Here is a 21357-nt window from a genome sequence, read left to right as displayed (position 1 = left end):
CCATTGTGTAATGTTAAACAATATGGTTATGAATGAAGAATATATGACGCTTTCTGAAACTTCGGAATACATTGGAAAAAGTAAAGAAACTTTGAGACGTTGGGACAAAGAAGGAAAATTGTCTGCTGTTCGTGAGCCAATGAGTAACTATAGAGTTTACAGAAAATCAGATGTTGATACATTATTTGCTGATTTTTTGGATGAAGATAGTCAAAATATAACTTCAAATTATGCAGAACCTCAAAATGAGTACACTGTTTTAGAACTTTTTGCTGGAGCTGGCGGATTAGCTGTTGGAATGGAAAAAGCTGGTTTAAAATGTGTGGCGCTAAATGAAATTGATAAATGGGCTTGTCAAACATTAAGAAAAAATCGCCCAAATTGGAATGTTTTGGAAGGCGATATAAGAACTTTAAATTTTAACGATTACCACAATAAAATTGATATTGTGACTGGCGGATTTCCTTGCCAAGCATTCAGTTATGCTGGAAAAAAATTAGGTTTGGCAGATGCAAGAGGAACTTTGTTCTATGAATTTGCAAGAGTTGTCAAAGAAGTAAATCCTGCAATTTGCATTGGCGAAAATGTTCGTGGCCTATTAAGTCACGAAAATGGTAAAACGCTAGAAGGAATGATTTCTATATTAGATGAAATTGGATATAATGTTGTTCCTGTTCAAGTTTTAAAAGCGATAAATTATAATGTTCCTCAAAAAAGAGAACGTCTAATTTTGGTTGGAATTAGAAAAGACATTGATTTAAAATACGAATATCCAAAACCCAACAAAAAAATATACAATTTGAAAGACGCTTTGAAAAAAGGAGATTTGTTTGATTGTGATGTTCCAAAATCCGAAGGTTCAAAATACCCAAAAAGTAAAATAGATGTTTTGGATTTGGTTCCGCAAAAAGGATATTGGAGAGATTTACCTCTTGAAATTCAAAAAGAATTTATGGGAGGAAGTTTCCATCTTGGTGGAGGAAAAACAGGAATTGCAAGAAGAATTGGTTGGGATGAACCTTGCTTAACTTTAACTTGCAGTCCTGCCCAAAAACAAACGGAAAGATGTCATCCCGAAGAAACTAGACCGTTTACAGTTAGGGAATATGCTAGAATTCAAACCTTTCCCGATGATTGGAAATTTGAAGGTTCTGTAGCGCAACAATACAAACAAATCGGAAATGCGGTTCCAGTTAATTTAGGAAAAGAAGTTGGCTATTCGATTGTAAAATTTCTGAATAGTTATTATAATTTATTGAAATCTAAATAAAGGTGATTTTTTAATTTCATTAGCTAATTCATCACAACCTTTTGTAATAAAATCTTTTGTGTCAAGATTGTTAATACATTGATGAAGAGCAGTAACTAATCCATCATAAAAATTAGGAAATCCTGTTATTCTATGCCAAAAATCTTTTCCAATAATTACAGGATGAAATTTGTCAATTTCTTTATAATGCATACTTAAATCGGAAATTTCACCATATAAAACGCCAACAATAAAATCAGTGTTATTTATATTTTTTAGAGCTTTATTTGTACGAGCTAACTGAATTGTATTTGTAAATTTTCTTATTAATGGTTTTACATCTTCGGAATTTATAGTATTCGGACCTGATTTCAATTGACACCATTTTTTGCGGTTTTCTATTTTGTCAATAAATTCAATGTCCATTCCTGGAATTAAAGAACCTTCTGCGATTTTAAGTTCAACAAACATATTTTGAATTCGAGTACCAAAAGAAGTATTGATAGAAGTTCCTAAAACTCTTGGATAAAAAAGGGCTTTTGCAACTCCTTCTGGACTATAATTATTTTCTAAAACTTTCGATAAATATTTAACAACGATTGGGTTAATGTTATAAGATTTAAGTTTAGAATGAACTTTTAGTGATGCATTAATATGATTTTCAAAAATATACACGTTGAAATAATCTACAATTTCAATTAAAAGTTCTTTTTCGGTTCTATTTGACATTTGATTTATCAATTTAATTTTAATTACTAAACTATGAATTTAAATTGGTTTTTCGTTAAATTTTTCTGGTCAATACCTAAAAGTTTTTTTAAAACTATTAGGTATTTGATAATTCGCAATAATCAATTACTATAATTCGTGGCTAACTTTTTTAGAATCAATCACTCCAAAATCAATTGCATAAAAACCGAATCTAACCAACGATCAAATTTATAGCCCGATTCCTTAATAATTCCAACGGTTTTGAAACCAAATTTCTCGTGAAATTCCACACTACTTTGATTTTCAGCATCGATAACAGCAATCATTGTATGGAGTTTTTGTTTTTTGGCTAAAGAAATCAATTCCTGAAGCAATAATTTGCCAATGCCTTTGCCGTGAAAATCTTTGTTTACATAAACGGAATGTTCCACCGTAAATTTATAGGCTTCCCGAAATCGGAATTCACTGTACATTCCAAAACCAACTACTTGCCCATTCAATTCGGCAATAATTACGGGATAGTTTTTATTTATTTTTTCTTCTAAAATAGTTTGTTGTTGCTCATAACTTCGGGTATTGTAATCATATAAAGCAGTTGAATGCAAAATATTATGGTTGATGATATCCAAAATGGCTTGGGTATCTTCAGGTTTATAAGGTCTAATCTTGATTTCCATTCCTAAAATTATTTCTCTTCAAAAGTATGAAAAAGTTGATTTAATTAAAGGATATCGGTAGGCAAGTTTGTAACTTTGCTGAATTGAGGTTTCAAACAACTTTAAACTTTAAACTTTAAACTTTTAAAACTTAAACTTTTAAACCAAAACTTTAATGATTTATCCTAAAATACCCCTTGCACAAAGCATCATCCAGATTTGTTTGGACAAAGGAATCAAAAATATAGTAATTTCTCCAGGCTCCAGAAATGCGCCTTTAACCATAGGTTTTGTAAACAATCCCGAATTTAATTGCTACAGTATTGCCGACGAGCGTTGCGCTGCTTTTTTTGCCCTTGGAATTGCCCAACAAATTCAGAAACCCGTTGCCGTAGTTTGTACTTCGGGTTCGGCATTGTTGAATTATTATCCTGCTTTTGCGGAAGCTTTTTACAGTGAAATTCCATTAATCGTGATTTCGGCAGATAGGCCTCAAAGCAAGATTGACATTGGTGACGGTCAAACTATTCGTCAGGAAAATGTGTTCCAAAATCATTCATTATACAATGCCAATTTAACCGAAGAAGTTTCGGTTGAAAATGATTTAAAAATCAACGAAGCCATTAATGAGGCTTTCGCCAAAAAAGGCCCTGTTCATATCAATGCGCCGTTTGAAGAGCCTTTGTACCAAACGGTTTCGAAATTGAATGTCGATGTGACGCTTTCAACTTTCGGTAAAAAAAATAACAAAGTTTCAATTGACGATATTGATGAGTTTACTAGTATTTGGAACCAATTCGAAAAAAAATTAATTCTTGTTGGGGAAAATAAACCCAATACAATCGATACAACAATTATTGAGGCTTTAGCCAACGATCCATCGGTAGTGGTGATGACAGAAACGACTTCGAACATACATCATCCTTCGTTTTTGAATAATATTGATACTATAATTACTCCATTTTCGCAGAAAGATTTTGAAAATTTACAACCCAATATACTAATTACTTTTGGCGGAATGGTGGTTTCCAAAAGAATAAAAGCCTTTTTGAGACAATACAAACCCACACATCATTGGCATATTGATACTTTGAGAGCTTATGATACTTACGATTGCTTGACGAAACATTTTGAAGTTGATCCCAATCAATTTTTTACTCAATTTTTGCCTTTTACGATTCCTATTGCAAGTAATTATTTTTCGACTTTTAATGCCATTTCAGCTTTAAGAGAAAAGAAACATCAGGAATATTTAGCCAAAACTCCCTTTTCGGATTTCAAGGCTTTCGAAAAAATAATTCCATCCTTGCCCGATAATTCGATGTTGCATATAAGTAATAGTTCAGCCATTCGATATGCACAATTGTTCTCCATAAAACCTTCGATTACTGTTTTCTGTAATCGTGGTACCAGCGGCATTGATGGAAGTACTTCTACGGCAATTGGTGCGGCTGTTGCCAACGAAAGACAAACTACTTTAATTGCGGGAGACATCGGCTTCTTGTATGACAGCAACGCATTGTGGAACGAATACACTCCCAAAAACTTCAAAATCATACTCATCAACAATGGCGGAGGAGGAATTTTTAGGATTTTGCCCGGACACGAAGAAACGCCAGTATTTAACAAATTTTTCGAAACTTCGCATTGCCTAACAGCAGAACAATTGGCAAAAATGTATGGTTTTGAATATAGTATCGCTAGTGATGAAGTAAGTTTAGAAAAGAATTTAATTGCTTTGTATTCTCAAAATGATAAACCCGCTATTTTGGAAATTTTTACACCAACATTAGAAAACAACAAAATCTTGTTGCAGTATTTTAAGGAACTAACTTAATTAAAATCAAATTTTAAAACAATTTATACTGCAAATTTTAAAACAATTTACGAATTTGCTGAAGTTTTTTCTTATTTATTATTAAGATAACAAGTTTTTAGATATCTTTATTTTTTAAATAATTAATCTTGATTTCAAATGTTTGAGTTTTTTAGTAAGAATAGAAATTGTCGTGTTCTTTATTTTTTGTGCTTTGTTTTATCAATTAGTTTTTTGCAGGCGCAAGAACAAAAAAAGATTCCCGAGATAGAGAAAATTTACCTTCATACCGACAAATCTATCTATTTTATAGGGGAAGATTTATGGTACAAAGCCTATGATGTTCGAGCTTCCAATAATTTACTTTTTGACAATAGCAATATTTTGTATGTAGAACTCATCTCTCCCGATTCTGAAATAATTGCCCGAAACAAAACCAATATTGAAATAGGTTTGGGACACGGCGATTTTCAATTGACCGATTCGCTTGGCGTAAAACCAGGGGTTTACCAATTACGGGCTTACACCAATTGGAATAGAAATTTTGGAGAAGATTTTGTGTTTAAAAAAAATATCGAAATTATAGATGCTTTTAAATCGTATTCAAAAACCGATGAGGCACAAAATACCGCTACCAAAAAGCTAATCGCTCCAATGGGCAACCCAAACAACTTTAGAATTGATTTCTTTCCCGAGGGAGGTTCGCTTATAGAAAATGTGGCTAGTATTGTAGGCTTTAAAGGGGTGAATAGCAATGGAAATCCGATAGATGTTACGGGCGAAATTTATAATTCCGATGATGAATTAGTCACACCTTTTTCAAGTCCACACGATGGGATGGGGAAATTTCAAATGATTCCCATGGAAGGAAAAAATTATTACGCAAAAATCAAAACTCCCGATGGCAAATTAATACGAATAGAACTTCCAAAAGTGGCTAAAGAAGGCTATTCGTTAAGTTTTAAAACCTTCAAAGGCAAAAATATTATATCCATACTAACGAACGAAAAAACCTTGCTCCAAAATCCGAACGCTGCACTAACTGTGGTGTGCAAAGCAAGAGGTGTTTCTTATTTTGAAAGCTCGCCAACACTAACCCAAACCACATTTTCTTTTGAACTTTCCAAAGATAAAACTCTGGATGGTATAAGCCAAATAACACTTTACGACAGCAATTCGAAACCCCAAAGCGAGCGTTTAATTTATATTGAAAAAGATCAGGATTTAGACGTTCAACTTTTGACAGACAAAGTGATATACAAGCCCTATGAAAAAGCTACTGTAAATGTGGTTTCAAAATCCAAAACAGGCGTTGCCAAATCGGCCAGTTTTTCAGTAAGCGTTACCGATATGAATAGAGCGGATGAGAAAAATTCTGGCACTACTATTTGTTCTTATTTCTTGTTGGAGTCTGACATTCGAGGCAAAGTATTTAATCCGGGATACTATTTTGATCCTTCTAATTTAAAACGACTAGAACATTTAGATGATTTACTTTTGACGCAAGGCTGGCGAGATTTTCTATGGAAATCAACCTCAAAATTCAGTGATTTGACAACCTATAAAGCAGAAAAAGGCATTACAATTTCTGGTAGAGTAAAGCAACTTTTTGGAAATAAAGCAAAAGTAAACAACAGAGTTGGTCTGGTTTTATTGAATAAAAACCATATGAATTCTTTCAAGACTTTTACAGATGTTTCAGGAAGTTTTAAATTTGAAAATCTAATGTTTTCTGGAAAAACCAAAATGGTTTTAAATTCTAGAAATGAGAATGGGAAGTATGGAGGCGAATTAATAGCAAATTCTGAACAATCTTCTATGCCGGTTTCTGCTATAAAAGAACCCTTTATTTGGGATGAATCAACTCGCTTATTAGTATATAATGTATTTAGAAAATTTACCGCTTTTGGGGTAAAACCCGAAAATATGTTGGACGAAATCCAAATCAAAGGCCAAAAGAAAAAATACGCAGTTGTCTCCTATGGAGCACCCGATTACAAGTACATTATTGACAAAGAAGAGGCAAAAAAACTGAGCAACAGTGCCGACCTTATTGAAGAACAATGTAAGGGAGTAATCCCGAACAATTTTAGTATGGAATTAAATTCTTATTTTATTGAATCACCAGAGAACAACATGCCTATTATTTTGATAGATGGATATCAAGCTTATGAAGCCGGAGAGCTCTTGGGAATTGCACCCGAGGATATCCTGAAAATAGAAGTGGTAAGCGGATATGTTGTAGATGCTTTGTACGGAAGGGGTTCTGTGATTTCCGTTTTTACGAATGGAAACAGAAACAAGGCTGTAAGCGAAAACTCTTATTCCGTCAAGCAAGAAATCGATGGTTTTTACACAGAGCGTGTTTTTTATTCACCCACTCCAGAACAAGCCGAGTTGGATAATAAACTGGCTGTAAGAAACACCATCTACTGGAATCCGTTCGTGCATCCAGACGCAACAGGTAATGCCAATTTAAGTTTTTTCAACACTAAGGTCGAAACCAAGGTAAAAGTTGAGCTGGAAGGAATTACCGCTACAGGAATTCCGGTGGCAAAAAAAGTGTATTACACCATCAAAAAATAAAGATTTTTTTATGGTATATCCATAAATAGACACACATTTTTTTTTAATTTCTAATTAATAAGTTAATTAACGAATGTTGAATGTCATTCCCAGATTTGTTGCCTAAATTTGGGTTAAAATCTACTATCATGGATGTCGAAATATTAGCTCGAATACAATTTGCATTTACCATTGCTTTCCATTACATCTATCCACCATTAAGTATCGGAATTGGGCTGATAATGGTTATTTTTGAAGGCCTTTATCTTAAAACCGGAAACAAGGATTATGAAATTCTAACTCGTTTTTGGATTAAAATATTCGCCTTGACTTTTGGAATTGGCGTGGCTACCGGAATTATAATGGAGTTTGAATTTGGAACCAATTGGGCGGTCTATTCTCGTTATGTTGGTGATATTTTCGGAAGTGCCTTGGCTGCCGAAGGATTATTTGCCTTTGGTTTAGAAAGCACTTTTCTAGGTATTCTACTATTTGGATGGAATCGAGTAAAACCTTGGGTGCATTTTGTTTCTACTTTGGGCGTATTTTTAGGTTCAATGTTCTCAGCCGTTTGGATTGTAGTGGCCAATTCTTGGCAACAAACTCCTGCAGGCTACCATATTGTCGGAACAGGTTTGCACGCTCGTGCCGAAGTGACTGATTTCTGGGAAATGGTTTTCAATCCATCCAGCGTCGATCGAATTATTCATACTTGGCAAGGTGCAATTTTGGCTGGAGCTTTCTTAGTTTTGAGTGTTCACGCTTATTATATTAGAAAAGGACGTTTTGTCGAAATATCTAAAAAAGCTTTCCAAATTTCTTTGGTGGTGGCTACCCTATTTTCGCTTACTCAATTGCTTTCAGGTCACAGTACTGCCGATGGTGTTGCCGTAAATCAACCCGCAAAATTGGCGACTATGGAAGGACATTTCCAGAAAAACTCTCCTGCCGATTTGTATCTCTTGGGTTGGGTCGATAAAGAAAAACAAACCGTTACGGGAATTGGAATTCCAGGTGGATTATCATTTTTAGTACATCAAGATTTTCAAGCTCCCATAAAAGGTTTGAATGATTTTCTTGTTGAAGACAGACCCAGTCAAATCAATGCTATTTTTCAGTTTTATCACATTATGGTTGCCATTGGAATGCTGTTAATTGGAATGACACTTTATGCTAGTTTCCTTTGGTGGCGAGGAAAATTATTCGAAACCAAATGGCTAATGTGGATTTTTTCTTTCTCGGTTATTTTGCCTCAAATAGCCAATCAAGTGGGCTGGTTCACTGCCGAAATGGGAAGACAACCTTGGGTAGTTTACGGTTTATTACGAACCAGTAAAGCTTTTTCGCAAGAAGTCGCATCCAATCAAATTGTGTTTTCATTGGTATTGTTTACCGTGGTTTACTCGCTTTTGTTGGTCTTGTTTTTGTATTCGGTCAATAAAAAAATAAAACACGGCCCTTATGAAGAAGCAGTAGCATTTTCAAACTCTAAAAACTTTTAATCAAGACTTATGGAAACTTTTTTAGGAATAGATTATCCCACTTTATGGTATTTGGTCATCGGATTGTTGTTTTCAGGTTATGCCATTTTAGAAGGTTTTGATTTTGGTGCAGGAGCTTGGCATTTGTTTTTCAGAAAAGATTTGAGCCGAAGAATCGCCATCAACGCCATTGGTCCTATTTGGGATGCCAATCAAGTTTGGTTGGTCATTGGCGGTGGCGCATTATTTGCAGGATTCCCAGTAATGTATGCTACGATGTTATCGGCAATGTACATTCCTTTTATGTTATTTTTGATGTTTAATGTACTCAGAGCAGCAGCCATCAAGTTCAGAAGTGCCGAAGAAATGCCTTGGTGGCGAACCAGTTGGGATGTCATTTACAGTGTTTCCTGTATTATGATTGCCTTTTTGTTGGGTGTCGTTTTGGGAAATATTTTGCAAGGTTTCGCTTTAGGACCTAATTTTACTTATCAAGGAGGCATCTTTTTTTCATTCTTGAATCCGTATGCTATAATGGTGGGGTTTACTACACTTTCTATATTTATGACTCAAGGAGCGATTTTTTTGTTATTAAAAACCGAAGGAAGATTACACGCTCGATTGACTTTTTTACTCCAAAAAGGGATGATCTTTTTCATCATCAGCTTCGGAATTACAACACTTTACACCTTGGTTTTTATTCCAGAAGTTACGGCCAATTTTAGAGAAAAACCACTTTATTTTGTTGTTCCAGTATTGTCGTTTTTGGCTGTGGCCAATGTGCCTCGTTTGGTTTCCAAAAAACAATATATGATGGCATTAGTGTTTTCGTCTTTGACAATGGCGTTTTTGCTTATTCTCGTGGCTTTGCAATTGTATCCTACGCTTTTAATTTCGACCATTGACCCCCAATATAATGTTACGATTTACAATGCGGCTTCTTCCCAAAAATCATTAGGAATTATGCTGACTATTGTTGTCATTGGAGCACCGTTATTAGCAGGTTATTTTTTCTTTTTGTACCGAACATTTAATGGAAAAGTTGAATTGGACGATACGAGTTATTAGAGAATTATAATTTCAATAATTTAAAGAAAAAGTGACCCAATTTTGTCATTCCGACGAAGGAGGACTCGAGCAATAGCGAACTGGCGAAGCAATCTCATTAGTTGCTCAAGAGTTATTAGGTTGGTTTACAATAAAAAATAATCTCTAATTTTTTGAAACTGCAATCTACATTTTTCAATTGCCGTTGACTTCAGTCAAAGGAATTTAGGTTTGATGTGTAATTGGCTTTAGCCAAAATAGTCACAAACCAGTTTTATTTCAACTGGAATACTAGCAAAAGCGTCCAGTTTCAATTCGGATTTTTCAGCTATTTTGTGAATGGTTTCTAGTGCTGAAATAATGTTGTTCTCTTCCATAATTGCTATGTTTTAATTATTGTGAAACAAAAATAAACCGCCACAATGCCATATTGTGACGGTTCAAATTTAAAAGAAAAACGATGGCATTATTTACCCTCTTTTGTGCCAACTCATCCCGTTTGTAGTTGAATAAAAAAGACCTTTTGAGGTATTGGCTAATATTTCTTTGCCATTATCAATTAAATCTTGAAAATCTCCGCAACCAGAACCCGAATAGCGAACGTGCCAAGACCTTCCGTTGGTTGTTGAGTATTCAATTTGGTTGTTCTTTTTTGGGTTAATTCTAATTAATTCCCCATTTCTGTTAATCATTTGTGACATATTTTTTTGTTTTTAGTTGTTATGGAACAAATTTATGAAGAGTGTCTGCCAAACCCTGTCCGTTTAAAACCAAATTTTGGTATCACCACCTTTTTTTTATTATCGACAACCCTTGTGCTAACTATATTTATTTGTTAAAAAAATGGAGATTTAAAATTTATTGTTTTTTTCTGTTATTTCTTTATAAATCTCAAATAACACTTTCTCCCTTGATTCGATATATTCAATAATTTGTTGAGATAAAGCCTGTACTAATTCCTCTTTTTTATCTTTATTTCTCCCTAGGAAACCGATGAAATTAGAATCACTAAAATCAACTTTAAAGTTTTCAAAATCCTCAAAATATCTTATCTCTCTCCACCAACCTTTTTGATTAAATTCAGATAATTTTACAAAAAAATCTTTATTTTTTTCATATAAATCGATTATTCCGTAAAATAATTCTGAACCATTACCTCCGCTACCACTAAAAGATTCGATTCCAAACAACAGAGAGTTTCCCATATATTCTTTGGATTCAATCCATATTTTAGAGTTTTTATCTCCAACCTTACTTCCTTTATCAGAAATATCGTATTTGTTGATTAATTTTGTTTTTAACTTATTAATAATATCAGCTCTTATGCCTCCACATATTTTATATTTTACAGAATCAAACTCTTTTACAATTTGTTCAGCAGATAGAAAATTATTTAAAATTATATTCTGAATTTCGTTACTCATTTTCTTATTTGTTGATTGATTGGTTAATTTTTTTACTAAATATAAATACTGTACCAAAGTCTCTCTAATTATAGGAAGAGAATGTGTTTTTTCGAGACAATTTTCCAGCCATTTTTTTATATCATCCTTATATGAGACTAAAATAATATCCTTTAAACTCAATTCCTGACCATTATCAATTTTATAACTAAATTTAGAAGGTTGTTTACCTTCTAAAGTCAAATAAATCAATGTACCCATAGGATACTTTTTTTTGTATCTCAACAATTGTCCTTTTTGGTCACCTGCATAAATTTTATTTTCAATAACAACTTGATTTTTTGAATCTTTTATCACAATATCGATAAAACCACCTTCTGAATATTCTCCATCAATCCTACCTGTATGCTCTTCTACCAAAACTTTTGCGTTTTCAAAATCAAAGTTTTCTTTAATCTCATTTAGAGCCTTCACCTCTTCAAAAAAAAGTTTTAGATAAATACTCCCTTGGCTATGCAGCCCTTTAGGATTTAAAAAATCTGCAATTATCCTTGAGTGTGTTCTTACCTCATCACTTTCGGCTCTCATAATAGAAAAAATATTAAAATTTTCTCCAGTAATTTTTGCGATTTCATCATATTTTTTTTGAATGATTGAAACTTGCTGCAATAGGTTGTTAATTTTATCCATAAATTTTATTTTTTAATTTTCCCCAAACTCCTCAACCACAACTCCGCACAAGCCCTAGCATCGCTCAACGCATCGTGATGATTCAGCAGTATATTATGTTCTTCGCACAAGGTAGCCAAATTTGACCTATAAATCTTATAAGTACAAAATTTATTATAGTCAGGAGTGAGTAAATTATAATAGTCGAGTGTTTTGTTTAAAACAGGAAAATCAAAGCCAAAACCATTGTGTGCCACTACATTTTGGTTTTCGATATAAGGTGCGATTTGTTGCCAAATTTGGGCGAAATTTGGCGAGTTCAAAGTGTCTTTGGCAGCAATTCCGTGAATGTCCGTAAAGCGATTCCAATAATAATTATCGGGTGGTTGTACTAATAGATTGACTTCTTGGGTAATGATTCCGTTTTCTATTCTAACCAATCCAACTTGGCAAATGCTATTTCTATAACCTGTTGCCGTTTCAAAATCTAAGGCAGTAAAAGAGTTCATAAATTTAATTGCTATTCATTACTATTTGTAATATTCATTCCTGAAATTTCTATCTTATATAGTCTGCCATCAATTACTAATCGATTCAGAAAACCCAGCGGAATAGTCGCTGTTGTTCTATCATCTATTCCATCAGGGAATTTTTCCTTAAAAGTACGCTCAAGCTTATCAATCCGTTTTGAAAACAAGCGCACAAACTCTTCTTTTTCCATAATTATTTATAAAGATTAGACATTTCCGAAATCCTGTTTTTGATTTCATTTTGAAGTGAAATAGGAGAGAGTACTTTTACATCGCTACCGTATTTCAACAATTCCATTTTAATATCGTTGGTGGTATGAATGAAAATTTCTAGGATTACAGTATTTTCGGTTTCTTCCACAATGCGTTGGGATTCGTGCAACGGAAAGGTTTTGATATAGTTACCTTGTTGTTTCGAAAATTCCAAAATCACTTTTTCTGCTGCCTCATAAGTTTCTACTCCAAAAGCGTGTTGAAATTCTTTTTCTACGTTGTAATTAATGAGTTTAAATTTGGTATCAGTGATTTTTAGATTGGAGATTCGGTCCAGTCCAAAAGTTTTTACGGTTTCTCCTTTTTTGTCCCAAGCTACTAAATACCATCTTTGTTGCGATTCTTTAATGGCAATGGGTTTTACTTCCCGTTGCGTTATCTCGTCTATCCAATGTTTATGATGGGTAAATTGCAGGATATTAGCATTTTGTATGGCGTGAATAATTCCGTAAATATGTTCGGTTCCCAATGATTTTCGCTTTTCTAGAAATACACTTGGCGATAATTTATTGCCTTCTTGCAGTGCGTGATGAATCGAAAAAGCATCAATCATTCGAGTAACCGACTGGTCTTCGATTTCAGCTTCGTCAATAGCATAGGTTTTGTCTTTTCGGTTGTAGTGAATGTCAATCCCAAAAAGGGTCGAAATGTCTTTCTTGTCCCGCTCAAAAGTACGAATCGCATATTCGAAAGTCGTGTCGATGTCGTCGTTTTCCAATTTACGCATCACGTGTTCCTGCAAATCGTTGAAACTACAAGGTCGGCTTCGCAAGCGGTCGATAACGTACAAATACCTTTTAAAATAGATTAATTTTGACATAATGTTTTAATTTATTTTTCAAAGATATGTAGTTTGTCTGCCGTTTTGTGACGGCATGAAATAATTCGTGATAATTTGCGGCTAAAAGTCTTAAAAGCTAATGCCGTGGATTCAAAATAAATCATTTCAATCTTCGTACCTTTGCGCTTTAGAAAATTAGAATAAAATGATTGAAATAGGAAAATACAACACCCTCACCATATTACGTGATACCAAAGTGGGTTTGTTTTTGGGAAATCCCGAAAAAGATCCTGAAGGAATTCACGACATCCTTTTACCCAATAAATACGTTCCCAACGAATGGGAAATAGGCGAAGAAATTATTGTTTTTGTCTATTTAGACCACGAAGAACGCCCAGTTGCTACCACATTAGAACCTTATATTTTGTTGAATGAATTTGCACTTTTGCGTGTAAACTATGTCAATCAAGTGGGTGCTTTTATGGATTGGGGAATGGAAAAAGATATTCTGGTTCCTTTCAAAGAGCAAGCTCGACCAATGGAAAAAGGAAAACGCTATTTGGTTTATCTTTATATGGACGAAAAAACCAAACGTTTAGTGGCATCCAGTAAAACCAACCAGTTCTTGAAAAATGACCATTTAACGGTCGAAAAAGGTGAAGAAGTCGATTTGATTGTTTCTCACATCACCGAATTGGGGATTAATGTTATCATTAACGAAAAACACAAAGGCTTGCTGTATAAAGACGAAGTCTATGACGATTCGATTCGAACTGGTGACAGATTGCGAGGTTACATCAAAACCATTCGTCCCGATCATAAAATTGATGTTTCGCTACAAATACAAGGATATCAAAATATTGAACCTAATGCCGAGAAAATTCTAGATGAACTTCGTGCGAGTCGTGGTTTCTTACGATTAACAGATAACTCCCATCCCGAAGACATCAAAACGGTCTTGAAAATGAGCAAAAAAACCTTCAAGAAAGCCGTCGGAGCGTTATATAAAGAAAAACTAATTGAAATTAAGGAAGACGGAATTTATCTAGTAAAAGAATAAAGTTCTTTAAAAAAATGCAAAAATAAACCGCAATTTCTCAAATTTCTTTTATCCAAAAGGGTCAAATAATTTGAGAATTTGCGATGTTTTTTTAGAATAACTCTAGTAAAATTTGATTTAAAATATGGCTGAGAAACTAACACCCCAAACAGGTGTTTTGGAAAATTGATTGACTCCAACTGGAGCAATATTCATCTGAGTTTTCACTCTATCTTTATACCCAAATCCGTCCAAAATAGTGTTGAAAGGATCCATTAAAAATAAAGTTGTTATTCCTAAAAATCTTGATTTCAAGACTTTCTTATCGTGTCGAACAATAGATTTTTTGGCATAAAAGAACCCTTCTCCAACCACAGAACCAACAACAGGTGTTATGATTAAATCTTGAATCGAGGGAACTTCTGCAAATGCTTCGATTCCATATTCCCAAAAGAACGTGGACATTATTGCCGAATAACCAAAAGATTCTAATGCTGTAAAACCACTGCTTCGGGCTGTCATATAATAAATACCTCCACAATAAGGATGCGTAATCCAGTTTAATACCCAATCATCTTTGTCCCAAACGGGGCCAGCTTTTACATTTTCTTTCCATTTCCAAAAAACACCCTTGTCTCTCATCTCCTCTTTATCCCAATTGGTAACACTTTCTGGCATTACCCAAAGTACTCCAAAACCTACAACAGCAGCTCCAGCAAATAAAGCTGTATCATAACCCAATCTTCGATAATCTCGATATGGTGGCGGATAAGCTGCGGGAACATTTTGTACAATCGGTGCAACCGAATCGTTTATTGCCGTAAGGCTGTCATTAAGTACTAGCGTAGTTTTGTCTAGATTCACAGCGGTGCTATCAACAAATTCTGGAGTAACTTCTACAGTTAAATCATTGCTTACTAACTGTTGTGCCAACGTAGAAGTGTAAATAAAAAATAATAGTGCGATAGAAAAAAAAGCCTTTTTAGGAGTCATAGAAAGAAAAATTTAAAATAAAAAACACTTTTTTAGTATGACTATAAAGCACTTTTTAATTTATACTATTTGGATATTCAAATAAATAGATGCAACCGATTTTGCTCTCGGTTATTTACAACGGCTGCAAATATAGTTAAAATATTTTTCCTAATAATTTTAAGAATTAGTCTGGCAGGGCAAACTCATACTTTTTTTTTACCACAAATTACACAAATTACCACAAATCTGAATCTAACAATAGGCAGATTTAATTATTGTTAAAATTAATCACACTAATTCTCTCACTTTTAGAAATTAGTGTAATTTAAAAATTGAATTAACCCGTTGGGTGTAATTATTAAAATCGTCAGTTCGAGTGTTTTTTGTGGAGTAAAACGGAACAAAAAATGTATCTAGAACCATTTTTAATCCTAATTTTTTTGTTCTCGATACACTTTTCTATCGAAAAGCACTCGAACTGACGAAAATTAGTATTAAAAATTAATTACACCCAACGGGTTTGAATTAAACTAATTTCATTTATCTCTAATAATTCGTACAATAAAAAACAATTTTAATTCGTGATTATTAGTGTAATTCGTGGCGAAAACTTTTGAAAGCGAATGCCTTGAATTAGTCTGCATTTTTAATTTCAGAAGTATTAGATAAATCTAAAAAATGAGCTATTTTTACATTTATATTTTAAACCGAATAAAATGGACTGGATTACCGTCAAAGAATACGAAGATATCACTTATAAAAAATGCAATGGTGTGGCTCGAATAGCGTTCAACAGACCCAATGTTCGCAATGCGTTTCGTCCTAAAACTACATCAGAATTATATCAAGCTTTTTATGATGCTCAAGAAGATACCTCTATTGGAGTGGTTTTGCTTTCGGCAGAAGGCCCTTCAACTAAAGATGGAGTGTATTCCTTTTGTTCGGGTGGTGACCAAAATGCTCGTGGACATCAAGGTTATGTGGGTGATGATGGTCAGCATCGTTTAAATATTCTAGAAGTGCAACGATTAATTCGCTTTATGCCAAAAGTAGTTATCGCTGTAGTTCCAGGTTGGGCTGTTGGAGGTGGACACAGTTTACACGTAGTTTGCGATTTGACTTTGGCAAGCAAAGAACACGCTATTTTCAAGCAAACCGATGCCGATGTAACCAGTTTTGACGCAGGTTATGGTTCGGCTTATTTGGCTAAAATGGTTGGACAGAAAAAAGCACGCGAAATTTTCTTCCTTGGGCGAAATTATTCCGCTCAAGAAGCTATGGAAATGGGAATGGTTAATGCTGTAATTCCACACGATGAACTCGAAGATACCGCTTATCAATGGGCACAAGAAATAATGGAAAAATCACCAACCTCTATCAAAATGCTAAAATTCGCTATGAATCTTACTGATGATGGAATGGTAGGACAACAAGTTTTTGCAGGCGAAGCTACTCGATTGGCCTATATGACCGAAGAAGCTAAAGAAGGTAGAAATGCTTTCCTCGAAAAGAGAAAACCGAATTTTGAAAAAAAATGGTTACCATAAAAATGTTTAATAGTTTAAGGTTTAAAAGTTTAAAGTTGTATAGGAATCTTAAATTTTCAAATAACTTTAAACCATTTTAAACCTTTAAACAATCTTAATACTTAATTCACTATACTTAATACACAAAAAATGAAGCATTGGATTCAAGCCGCACGATTAAGAACCTTGCCCCTATCCGTTTCCGGAATAGTAGTGGGAAGTATGTACGCTTTAGCCCACCCTACAGATTTTGAACTCACTCCAACCGAAGTGGCTAGTTGGACCATTTTTGGTTTTGCCATTCTCACTACGCTTGGTTTGCAAATATTATCCAATTTTGCTAATGATTATGGCGATGGAATGAAAGGAACTGATAACGAAGATCGAATTGGACCAAAACGTGCTATACAAAGCGGTTTGATTTCTCCACAAGCCATGAAACGTGCCTTGGTTATTACTTCGTTTCTGACACTAATTTCGGCAATATTGTTGATTTATTTTGCTTTCAAGGATACAAATATTGGTTATTCTTTGTTTTATTTGGTCTTGGGAATCTTGGCAATCGCTTCGGCAATTCGTTATACTGTTGGCAATACTGCTTATGGATACAGAGGATTTGGCGATTTATTTGTTTTTATATTCTTTGGATTGGTGAGTACTATTGGAGTCAATTTTTTATATACAAAAGAAGTCGAATGGCCTTTAATTTTGCCTGCCACCGCCATCGGTTTTTTGAGTGTAGGGGTTTTGAATCTCAATAATATGAGAGATGAAGCTTCTGACCGAAAGTCAAATAAAAATACCATTGTTGTAAAAATTGGCGGAGAAAAAGCCAAAAAATACCATTATTTTCTAATTGTTTCCGCAATGGTTTTGGTTTTGGTTTTTGCAATACTAAATGATTTTAACTTGGATCAATACTTATTTTTATTGGCCTACATCCCTTTGACTAAACATTTGATTACCGTATATAAAAATCAAGAGCCTAGAGCATTAGACCCTGAATTGAAAAAATTAGCCTTAAGCACTTTTGCACTTTCTATGCTTTTAGCAATTTGTATGATTTCGCTAATTCAAGACCTAATCGTAAATCTCTTTTTGGGAGGAAGATAAATCTTTGGTTCAGGGTTTAAAGGTTTAAGAGTCTAACAGTTTGAATAAATCACTTAAAAATATCAAAAATGAAAATAACATTTTACGGTCACGGTTCATTAGGAATTCAAGTTGGTGGGAAACACATTTTGGTTGACCCTTATATTTCTGCCAATCCAAATGCGTCACACATCAATATCAACGAGCTTACGGCCGATTATATTTTGTTGACCCACGCTCACGGTGATCACATTCTTGATGTTGAATATATTGCTGGAAGAACCAATGCGGTAATCGTTTCTAATTACGAAATTGCCACACATTATGCCAACAAAGGCTTGAAATCACACCCCATGAATCACGGAGGAAGCTGGAATTTTGACTTTGGAAAAGTAAAATATGTAACCGCAATTCATTCTAGTTCTTTTCCCGACGGAAGTAATGGCGGAAATCCTGGTGGTTTTGTTATTGAAGGAGAGCATAAAAACATCTACATTGCTGGCGATACAGCCTTAACAATGGATATGAAACTCATTCCGATGCGAACCAAACTCGATTTGGCAATACTCCCAATTGGTAATAATTTCACAATGGATGTCGAGGATGCTATAATCGCTTCCGATTTTATAGAATGCGATAAGATTTTAGGCGCTCATTACGATACTTTTGGCTACATCGAAATTAATCACGAAGAAGCTATTCGCAAATTTTTTGATAAAGGAAAAGATTTAATGCTTCTTGAAATTGGAGAAAGTATCGAATTGTAGTCTTTGACAATAAAAGCGTTTATTTTACTCGTCAGTTCGAGTGATTTTTAAAGCTTGATAAATGTTCATTAAATAAAAAAAGTAGTGCTTTAAAAATTGTATCGAGAACCCTTTTAAAATTTATCTATAAATGAAACAATCTTATGTGTATATTTTAAAATGTTCCGATCATTCTTATTATACAGGAGTGACGAGTAATTTAACTCAACGACTTTTTTCAGCACGAAACAGGTTTTTATCCTGATTGTTATACAGCAAACAAATGACCTGTTGAATTGGTTTATTATTGTGAATTCACAGATATTAATTTTGCAATAGATACAGAGAAAAGAATAAAAAAATGGTCAAGAGCAAAAAAAGAAGCGTTGATAAATGATGAGTATGACAAACTGCCTAATTTATCAAAGAAAAAGTTTTAAAGATGTTCAATGCTTAGAGAATATTTGCGATTTATAAAGCTTCTCGATACAATTTTGAATAGTAAAGCTGTCGCATTACTATTCAAAATCACTCGAAGAGACGGGTAAATTTAAATAAAAGGATAATTGATAATCATTCGAATAGACAACTAAAATTTAAATAATTATAGCGTATTTACACTTAATAAATGAATATAAAACACACCAGTTTCGTTCTACTAATTAGCCTTTCTGTTAACACCCTTTTCGCTCAAAAAGACGGTTATTGGGATAAGGAACGAGCAACCAAAAAAGAAATTATAGTTTCGGCAAGAGATAGATTTATTTTCAAAACTGAAGAATTGCCAGTAGGAACCACCGAAGTGGTTTATCGAATTACTCTCTTGGATCAGAATCAAGAAATGGCCAATAGCTTAGTTTCAGTCTTAAAATCCATACCAGACCCAACTGGAATTAGCCAAGGTTCTGCCGGAGCAGTTTTTTTACTTTCCAAAATTTCAGGCGAAGACAAATGCAAATACGCTATTTTTTCGAATGAAATTTCAGCTTCAGATTACCAAAAAAACGGAACAACTACAAAAGCTTGCTATGAACAAAATGTTCCCGTTAGCCAAGATGCCAAAGGACTTTCTGTTGATAAATCTTTGTGTATTTTACCCAATTCTAATGCAATGTGGTTTGGTTTTGAAAGCAAAAACTGGATAATGAACCAAAAAATAGTTCTAGAAGTAGTGCCTTGGGTCAATACTAGATTAAGTCGCGGTTGGAATCTCGAAAACCGGAAATTGATTCTCAATCAATGCAAAACCACTGATTTGGCAAAGAAACTCATTAATCCTGACGATTTTTGTGTTTGTGTGCTTGATAAGTTACAAAAAGAATACAAATTTCAGGAATTCCAAAAACTATTGACTGTCGAAAAATCGAAAGCCTATACTGATTTTGGTAATTCTTGTTTAAAAGAAATAGGAACTTCAGATAAAATATATTCGGATTTACGCAATCAAGCTGCCAATTTAGTCCAACAAGGAAAATATGCCGAAGCAATTGATAAAATTGGGATTATTGTGATTTACGGAAAAGCCAATCCGCTTGATTTTAACACCCTTGGTTATTCTTATTTGATGACCAAACAATATGCAAAAGCTATCAAAACCCTCAAAGAAGGCGAAAAAATAGACGATTCGGAATTGTTGATACAAATGAATTTGGCACACGCCTATTTGTTAAATAATGATTTCAAATCAGCGAAACTTATTTATAAAAAATACCAATCACAAAACGTAACCGACAGCATTAGTTGGACTCAAAAAGTAAAATCAGATTTCGAAACCTTCCAAAAAGCAGGATTGCCAAGTGACAATTTTAAAAGAGTTTTGAAGTTGTTGGAGTAATAAAAAATTTAAATTCCAAAAAATAAAATTCCAAACTCAAAAAAGCAATGATAGAAGAATTTATAGTATTCCAAAAATTTAATAATCAAAATGCCGCAAAAGATTTTGGGAACCTAATGAATTTAAATCAAATTGAATATTTGATTGAAAATACTTCAATAAATTTCGATCCCATTCTCTCAAATAATGAATTTGGAAAAGAGTATTGCGTAAAAATTAAAAAAGCGGATTTTGAAAAAGCAGATACTATTTTGCGTGAAACTGCTAAAGCAGAAATAAAAGCACTTGAAAATGATTATTATCTATTAAGTTTTTCAGACGAAGAATTAATAGAGGTAATTGAAAAAAGTGATGAATGGAATAAATTTGATGTTGAGCTTGCTCATAAATTACTAAAAGATAGAGGAAAAGAAATTACAGAGCATCAAATTAGCGAAATTAAAAAGCAAAGAATGGTTGAACTATCCAAGCCAGAAGAAAGTCAACGTGTTTATATAATTATTGGTTATGTTAGCGCATTTTTAGGAGGTTTTTTAGGTGTTTTTATCGGGTGGCATTTATTGACATTTAAAAAAACATTACCCAATGGGAACCGAATTTATGCCTATTCTGAAAATGATAGAAAACAAGGAAACCGAATTTTAATCATTGGAGTTGTATTTATTGTAATTTGGATTTTATATAGAATTATAAAATAAAATCAATGCAATTGAAACATCGACAACCAAAATCATAATTTATTTTGTATTTGCGACCAATGAAGTAAACGCATCAGCATTCGTCTTAATAAAAGAAAACAAAAAAGAGCTTGCAAGGCAAACTCTTTTTTGTTTTGTTGTTCTTGTCTTGTCCTGAAATAACGATACACAAAATTCATCGTTATGGAAAACGCCCAAGAAAGCCGCTATGTAAAGCGCACCCAAAAGGACTACACAATGTCTTTTAAATTACAAATTGTTCAAGA

Annotated in this window: 20 protein-coding genes and 1 pseudogene; 12 read left to right on the top strand and 9 right to left on the bottom strand. The window is 33.7% G+C overall.

What is annotated here, in order from left to right; translation table 11 throughout:
• Nucleotides 1-22: 22 nt before the first annotated feature.
• The gene (gene dcm / locus C3L50_RS13645) at nt 23-1270 is read left to right on the top strand and encodes a DNA (cytosine-5-)-methyltransferase (protein WP_394338031.1); all 1248 of its coding nucleotides are present in this window, start codon (nt 23-25) and stop codon (nt 1268-1270) included.
• On the opposite strand, the gene C3L50_RS13640 is transcribed toward dcm, so the two are convergent.
• Nucleotides 1253-1978, bottom strand: a complete 726-nt coding sequence (locus C3L50_RS13640; protein WP_103806741.1) for a PmeII family type II restriction endonuclease — start codon at nt 1976-1978, stop codon at nt 1253-1255. The two genes, dcm and C3L50_RS13640, sit on opposite strands and share 18 nt — an antisense overlap.
• Nucleotides 1979-2139: 161 nt before the next feature.
• Nucleotides 2140-2637, bottom strand: coding sequence for a GNAT family N-acetyltransferase (locus C3L50_RS13635; protein WP_103806740.1), 498 nt, complete (start codon nt 2635-2637; stop codon nt 2140-2142).
• 154 nt (nt 2638-2791) lie between these two features.
• Here C3L50_RS13635 and menD point away from each other — a divergent pair, with 154 nt between their 5' ends.
• The 4 genes from menD (at nt 2792) to cydB (ending at nt 9546) form a co-directional block, all read left to right on the top strand.
• Entirely contained in the window at nt 2792-4453 is a 1662-nt protein-coding gene (gene menD, locus C3L50_RS13630) for a 2-succinyl-5-enolpyruvyl-6-hydroxy-3-cyclohexene-1-carboxylic-acid synthase (protein WP_103806739.1), read from the top strand.
• Between the two features lie 213 nt (nt 4454-4666).
• Nucleotides 4667-7018: an alpha-2-macroglobulin family protein gene (locus C3L50_RS13625; protein WP_133158891.1), complete on the top strand. Its 2352-nt coding sequence runs from the start codon at nt 4667-4669 to the stop codon at nt 7016-7018.
• Nucleotides 7019-7146: 128 nt separating this feature from the next.
• Nucleotides 7147-8499, top strand: coding sequence for a cytochrome ubiquinol oxidase subunit I (locus C3L50_RS13620; protein WP_103806879.1), 1353 nt, complete (start codon nt 7147-7149; stop codon nt 8497-8499).
• 9 nt (nt 8500-8508) lie between these two features.
• Complete coding sequence (gene cydB / locus C3L50_RS13615; RefSeq protein ID WP_103806737.1) at nt 8509-9546, top strand: cytochrome d ubiquinol oxidase subunit II; 1038 nt, start codon at nt 8509-8511, stop codon at nt 9544-9546.
• Nucleotides 9547-9773: 227 nt separating this feature from the next.
• On the opposite strand, the gene C3L50_RS16565 is transcribed toward cydB, so the two are convergent.
• The 6 genes from C3L50_RS16565 to C3L50_RS13590 all read right to left on the bottom strand — a co-directional run bounded on the left by C3L50_RS16565 (nt 9774) and on the right by C3L50_RS13590 (nt 13220).
• Nucleotides 9774-9902, bottom strand: a complete 129-nt coding sequence (locus C3L50_RS16565) for a hypothetical protein (protein WP_262496697.1) — start codon at nt 9900-9902, stop codon at nt 9774-9776.
• A 93-nt stretch (nt 9903-9995) separates the two neighbouring features.
• Entirely contained in the window at nt 9996-10226 is a 231-nt protein-coding gene (locus tag C3L50_RS13610; RefSeq protein WP_103806736.1) for a beta propeller repeat protein, read from the bottom strand.
• Between the two features lie 150 nt (nt 10227-10376).
• On the bottom strand, nt 10377-11618 hold the full coding sequence (locus tag C3L50_RS13605) for a PDDEXK-like family protein (protein WP_103806735.1): 1242 nt from the start codon (nt 11616-11618) through the stop codon (nt 10377-10379).
• Nucleotides 11619-11623: 5 nt separating this feature from the next.
• On the bottom strand, nt 11624-12106 hold the full coding sequence (locus C3L50_RS13600; protein WP_103806734.1) for a 3'-5' exonuclease: 483 nt from the start codon (nt 12104-12106) through the stop codon (nt 11624-11626).
• Nucleotides 12107-12117: 11 nt separating this feature from the next.
• Nucleotides 12118-12318, bottom strand: a complete 201-nt coding sequence (locus C3L50_RS13595) for a hypothetical protein (protein ID WP_103806733.1) — start codon at nt 12316-12318, stop codon at nt 12118-12120.
• Nucleotides 12319-12320: 2 nt separating this feature from the next.
• Entirely contained in the window at nt 12321-13220 is a 900-nt protein-coding gene (locus tag C3L50_RS13590) for a helix-turn-helix transcriptional regulator (RefSeq protein WP_103806732.1), read from the bottom strand.
• Between the two features lie 166 nt (nt 13221-13386).
• Between C3L50_RS13590 and C3L50_RS13585 the strand changes: the two genes are divergently transcribed.
• Complete coding sequence (locus C3L50_RS13585) at nt 13387-14241, top strand: CvfB family protein (protein ID WP_103806731.1); 855 nt, start codon at nt 13387-13389, stop codon at nt 14239-14241.
• A gap of 117 nt (nt 14242-14358) precedes the next feature.
• Here the strand turns inward: C3L50_RS13585 and C3L50_RS13580 are convergent, their stop codons facing one another.
• Nucleotides 14359-15213 (bottom strand): DUF3943 domain-containing protein, encoded by an 855-nt coding sequence (locus C3L50_RS13580; RefSeq protein WP_103806730.1) that lies wholly within the window; start codon nt 15211-15213, stop codon nt 14359-14361.
• A 647-nt stretch (nt 15214-15860) separates the two neighbouring features.
• Here C3L50_RS13580 and C3L50_RS13575 point away from each other — a divergent pair.
• From C3L50_RS13575 to C3L50_RS13550, 6 genes and pseudogenes are all read left to right on the top strand, one after another.
• Complete coding sequence (locus tag C3L50_RS13575; protein ID WP_262496703.1) at nt 15861-16742, top strand: 1,4-dihydroxy-2-naphthoyl-CoA synthase; 882 nt, start codon at nt 15861-15863, stop codon at nt 16740-16742.
• Between the two features lie 129 nt (nt 16743-16871).
• A complete protein-coding gene (menA, locus tag C3L50_RS13570) occupies nt 16872-17834 on the top strand; it encodes a 1,4-dihydroxy-2-naphthoate octaprenyltransferase (protein ID WP_103806728.1) in 963 nt (320 codons plus the stop codon).
• 68 nt (nt 17835-17902) lie between these two features.
• A complete protein-coding gene (locus C3L50_RS13565) occupies nt 17903-18580 on the top strand; it encodes a metal-dependent hydrolase (RefSeq protein ID WP_103806727.1) in 678 nt (225 codons plus the stop codon).
• Nucleotides 18581-18710: 130 nt separating this feature from the next.
• A pseudogene (locus C3L50_RS13560) lies at nt 18711-18999 on the top strand (GIY-YIG nuclease family protein).
• Between the two features lie 188 nt (nt 19000-19187).
• Complete coding sequence (locus C3L50_RS13555) at nt 19188-20393, top strand: tetratricopeptide repeat protein (protein WP_103806726.1); 1206 nt, start codon at nt 19188-19190, stop codon at nt 20391-20393.
• Nucleotides 20394-20440: 47 nt separating this feature from the next.
• Nucleotides 20441-21091: a hypothetical protein gene (locus C3L50_RS13550; RefSeq protein WP_103806725.1), complete on the top strand. Its 651-nt coding sequence runs from the start codon at nt 20441-20443 to the stop codon at nt 21089-21091.
• The last annotated feature ends 266 nt before the right edge of the window (nt 21092-21357 follow it).

This window comes from Flavobacterium alvei, from assembly GCF_002920895.1.
Classification (GTDB): domain Bacteria; phylum Bacteroidota; class Bacteroidia; order Flavobacteriales; family Flavobacteriaceae; genus Flavobacterium; species Flavobacterium alvei.
This window is presented reverse-complemented; position numbering and strand designations above follow the sequence as displayed.

Excerpts from the sequence above, each read along its gene's own strand:
- dcm (WP_394338031.1), top strand. The coding sequence starts at position 23 with ATGGTTATGAATGAAGAATATATGACGCTTTCTGAAACTTCGGAATAC.
- C3L50_RS13640 (WP_103806741.1), bottom strand. The coding sequence starts at position 1,978 with ATGTCAAATAGAACCGAAAAAGAACTTTTAATTGAAATTGTAGATTAT.
- C3L50_RS13635 (WP_103806740.1), bottom strand. The coding sequence starts at position 2,637 with ATGGAAATCAAGATTAGACCTTATAAACCTGAAGATACCCAAGCCATT.
- menD (WP_103806739.1), top strand. The coding sequence starts at position 2,792 with ATGATTTATCCTAAAATACCCCTTGCACAAAGCATCATCCAGATTTGT.
- C3L50_RS13620 (WP_103806879.1), top strand. The coding sequence starts at position 7,147 with ATGGATGTCGAAATATTAGCTCGAATACAATTTGCATTTACCATTGCT.
- cydB (WP_103806737.1), top strand. The coding sequence starts at position 8,509 with ATGGAAACTTTTTTAGGAATAGATTATCCCACTTTATGGTATTTGGTC.
- C3L50_RS16565 (WP_262496697.1), bottom strand. The coding sequence starts at position 9,902 with ATGGAAGAGAACAACATTATTTCAGCACTAGAAACCATTCACAAAATA.
- C3L50_RS13610 (WP_103806736.1), bottom strand. The coding sequence starts at position 10,226 with ATGTCACAAATGATTAACAGAAATGGGGAATTAATTAGAATTAACCCA.
- C3L50_RS13605 (WP_103806735.1), bottom strand. The coding sequence starts at position 11,618 with ATGGATAAAATTAACAACCTATTGCAGCAAGTTTCAATCATTCAAAAA.
- C3L50_RS13600 (WP_103806734.1), bottom strand. The coding sequence starts at position 12,106 with ATGAACTCTTTTACTGCCTTAGATTTTGAAACGGCAACAGGTTATAGA.
- C3L50_RS13595 (WP_103806733.1), bottom strand. The coding sequence starts at position 12,318 with ATGGAAAAAGAAGAGTTTGTGCGCTTGTTTTCAAAACGGATTGATAAG.
- C3L50_RS13590 (WP_103806732.1), bottom strand. The coding sequence starts at position 13,220 with ATGTCAAAATTAATCTATTTTAAAAGGTATTTGTACGTTATCGACCGC.
- C3L50_RS13585 (WP_103806731.1), top strand. The coding sequence starts at position 13,387 with ATGATTGAAATAGGAAAATACAACACCCTCACCATATTACGTGATACC.
- C3L50_RS13580 (WP_103806730.1), bottom strand. The coding sequence starts at position 15,213 with ATGACTCCTAAAAAGGCTTTTTTTTCTATCGCACTATTATTTTTTATT.
- menA (WP_103806728.1), top strand. The coding sequence starts at position 16,872 with ATGAAGCATTGGATTCAAGCCGCACGATTAAGAACCTTGCCCCTATCC.
- C3L50_RS13565 (WP_103806727.1), top strand. The coding sequence starts at position 17,903 with ATGAAAATAACATTTTACGGTCACGGTTCATTAGGAATTCAAGTTGGT.
- C3L50_RS13555 (WP_103806726.1), top strand. The coding sequence starts at position 19,188 with ATGAATATAAAACACACCAGTTTCGTTCTACTAATTAGCCTTTCTGTT.
- C3L50_RS13550 (WP_103806725.1), top strand. The coding sequence starts at position 20,441 with ATGATAGAAGAATTTATAGTATTCCAAAAATTTAATAATCAAAATGCC.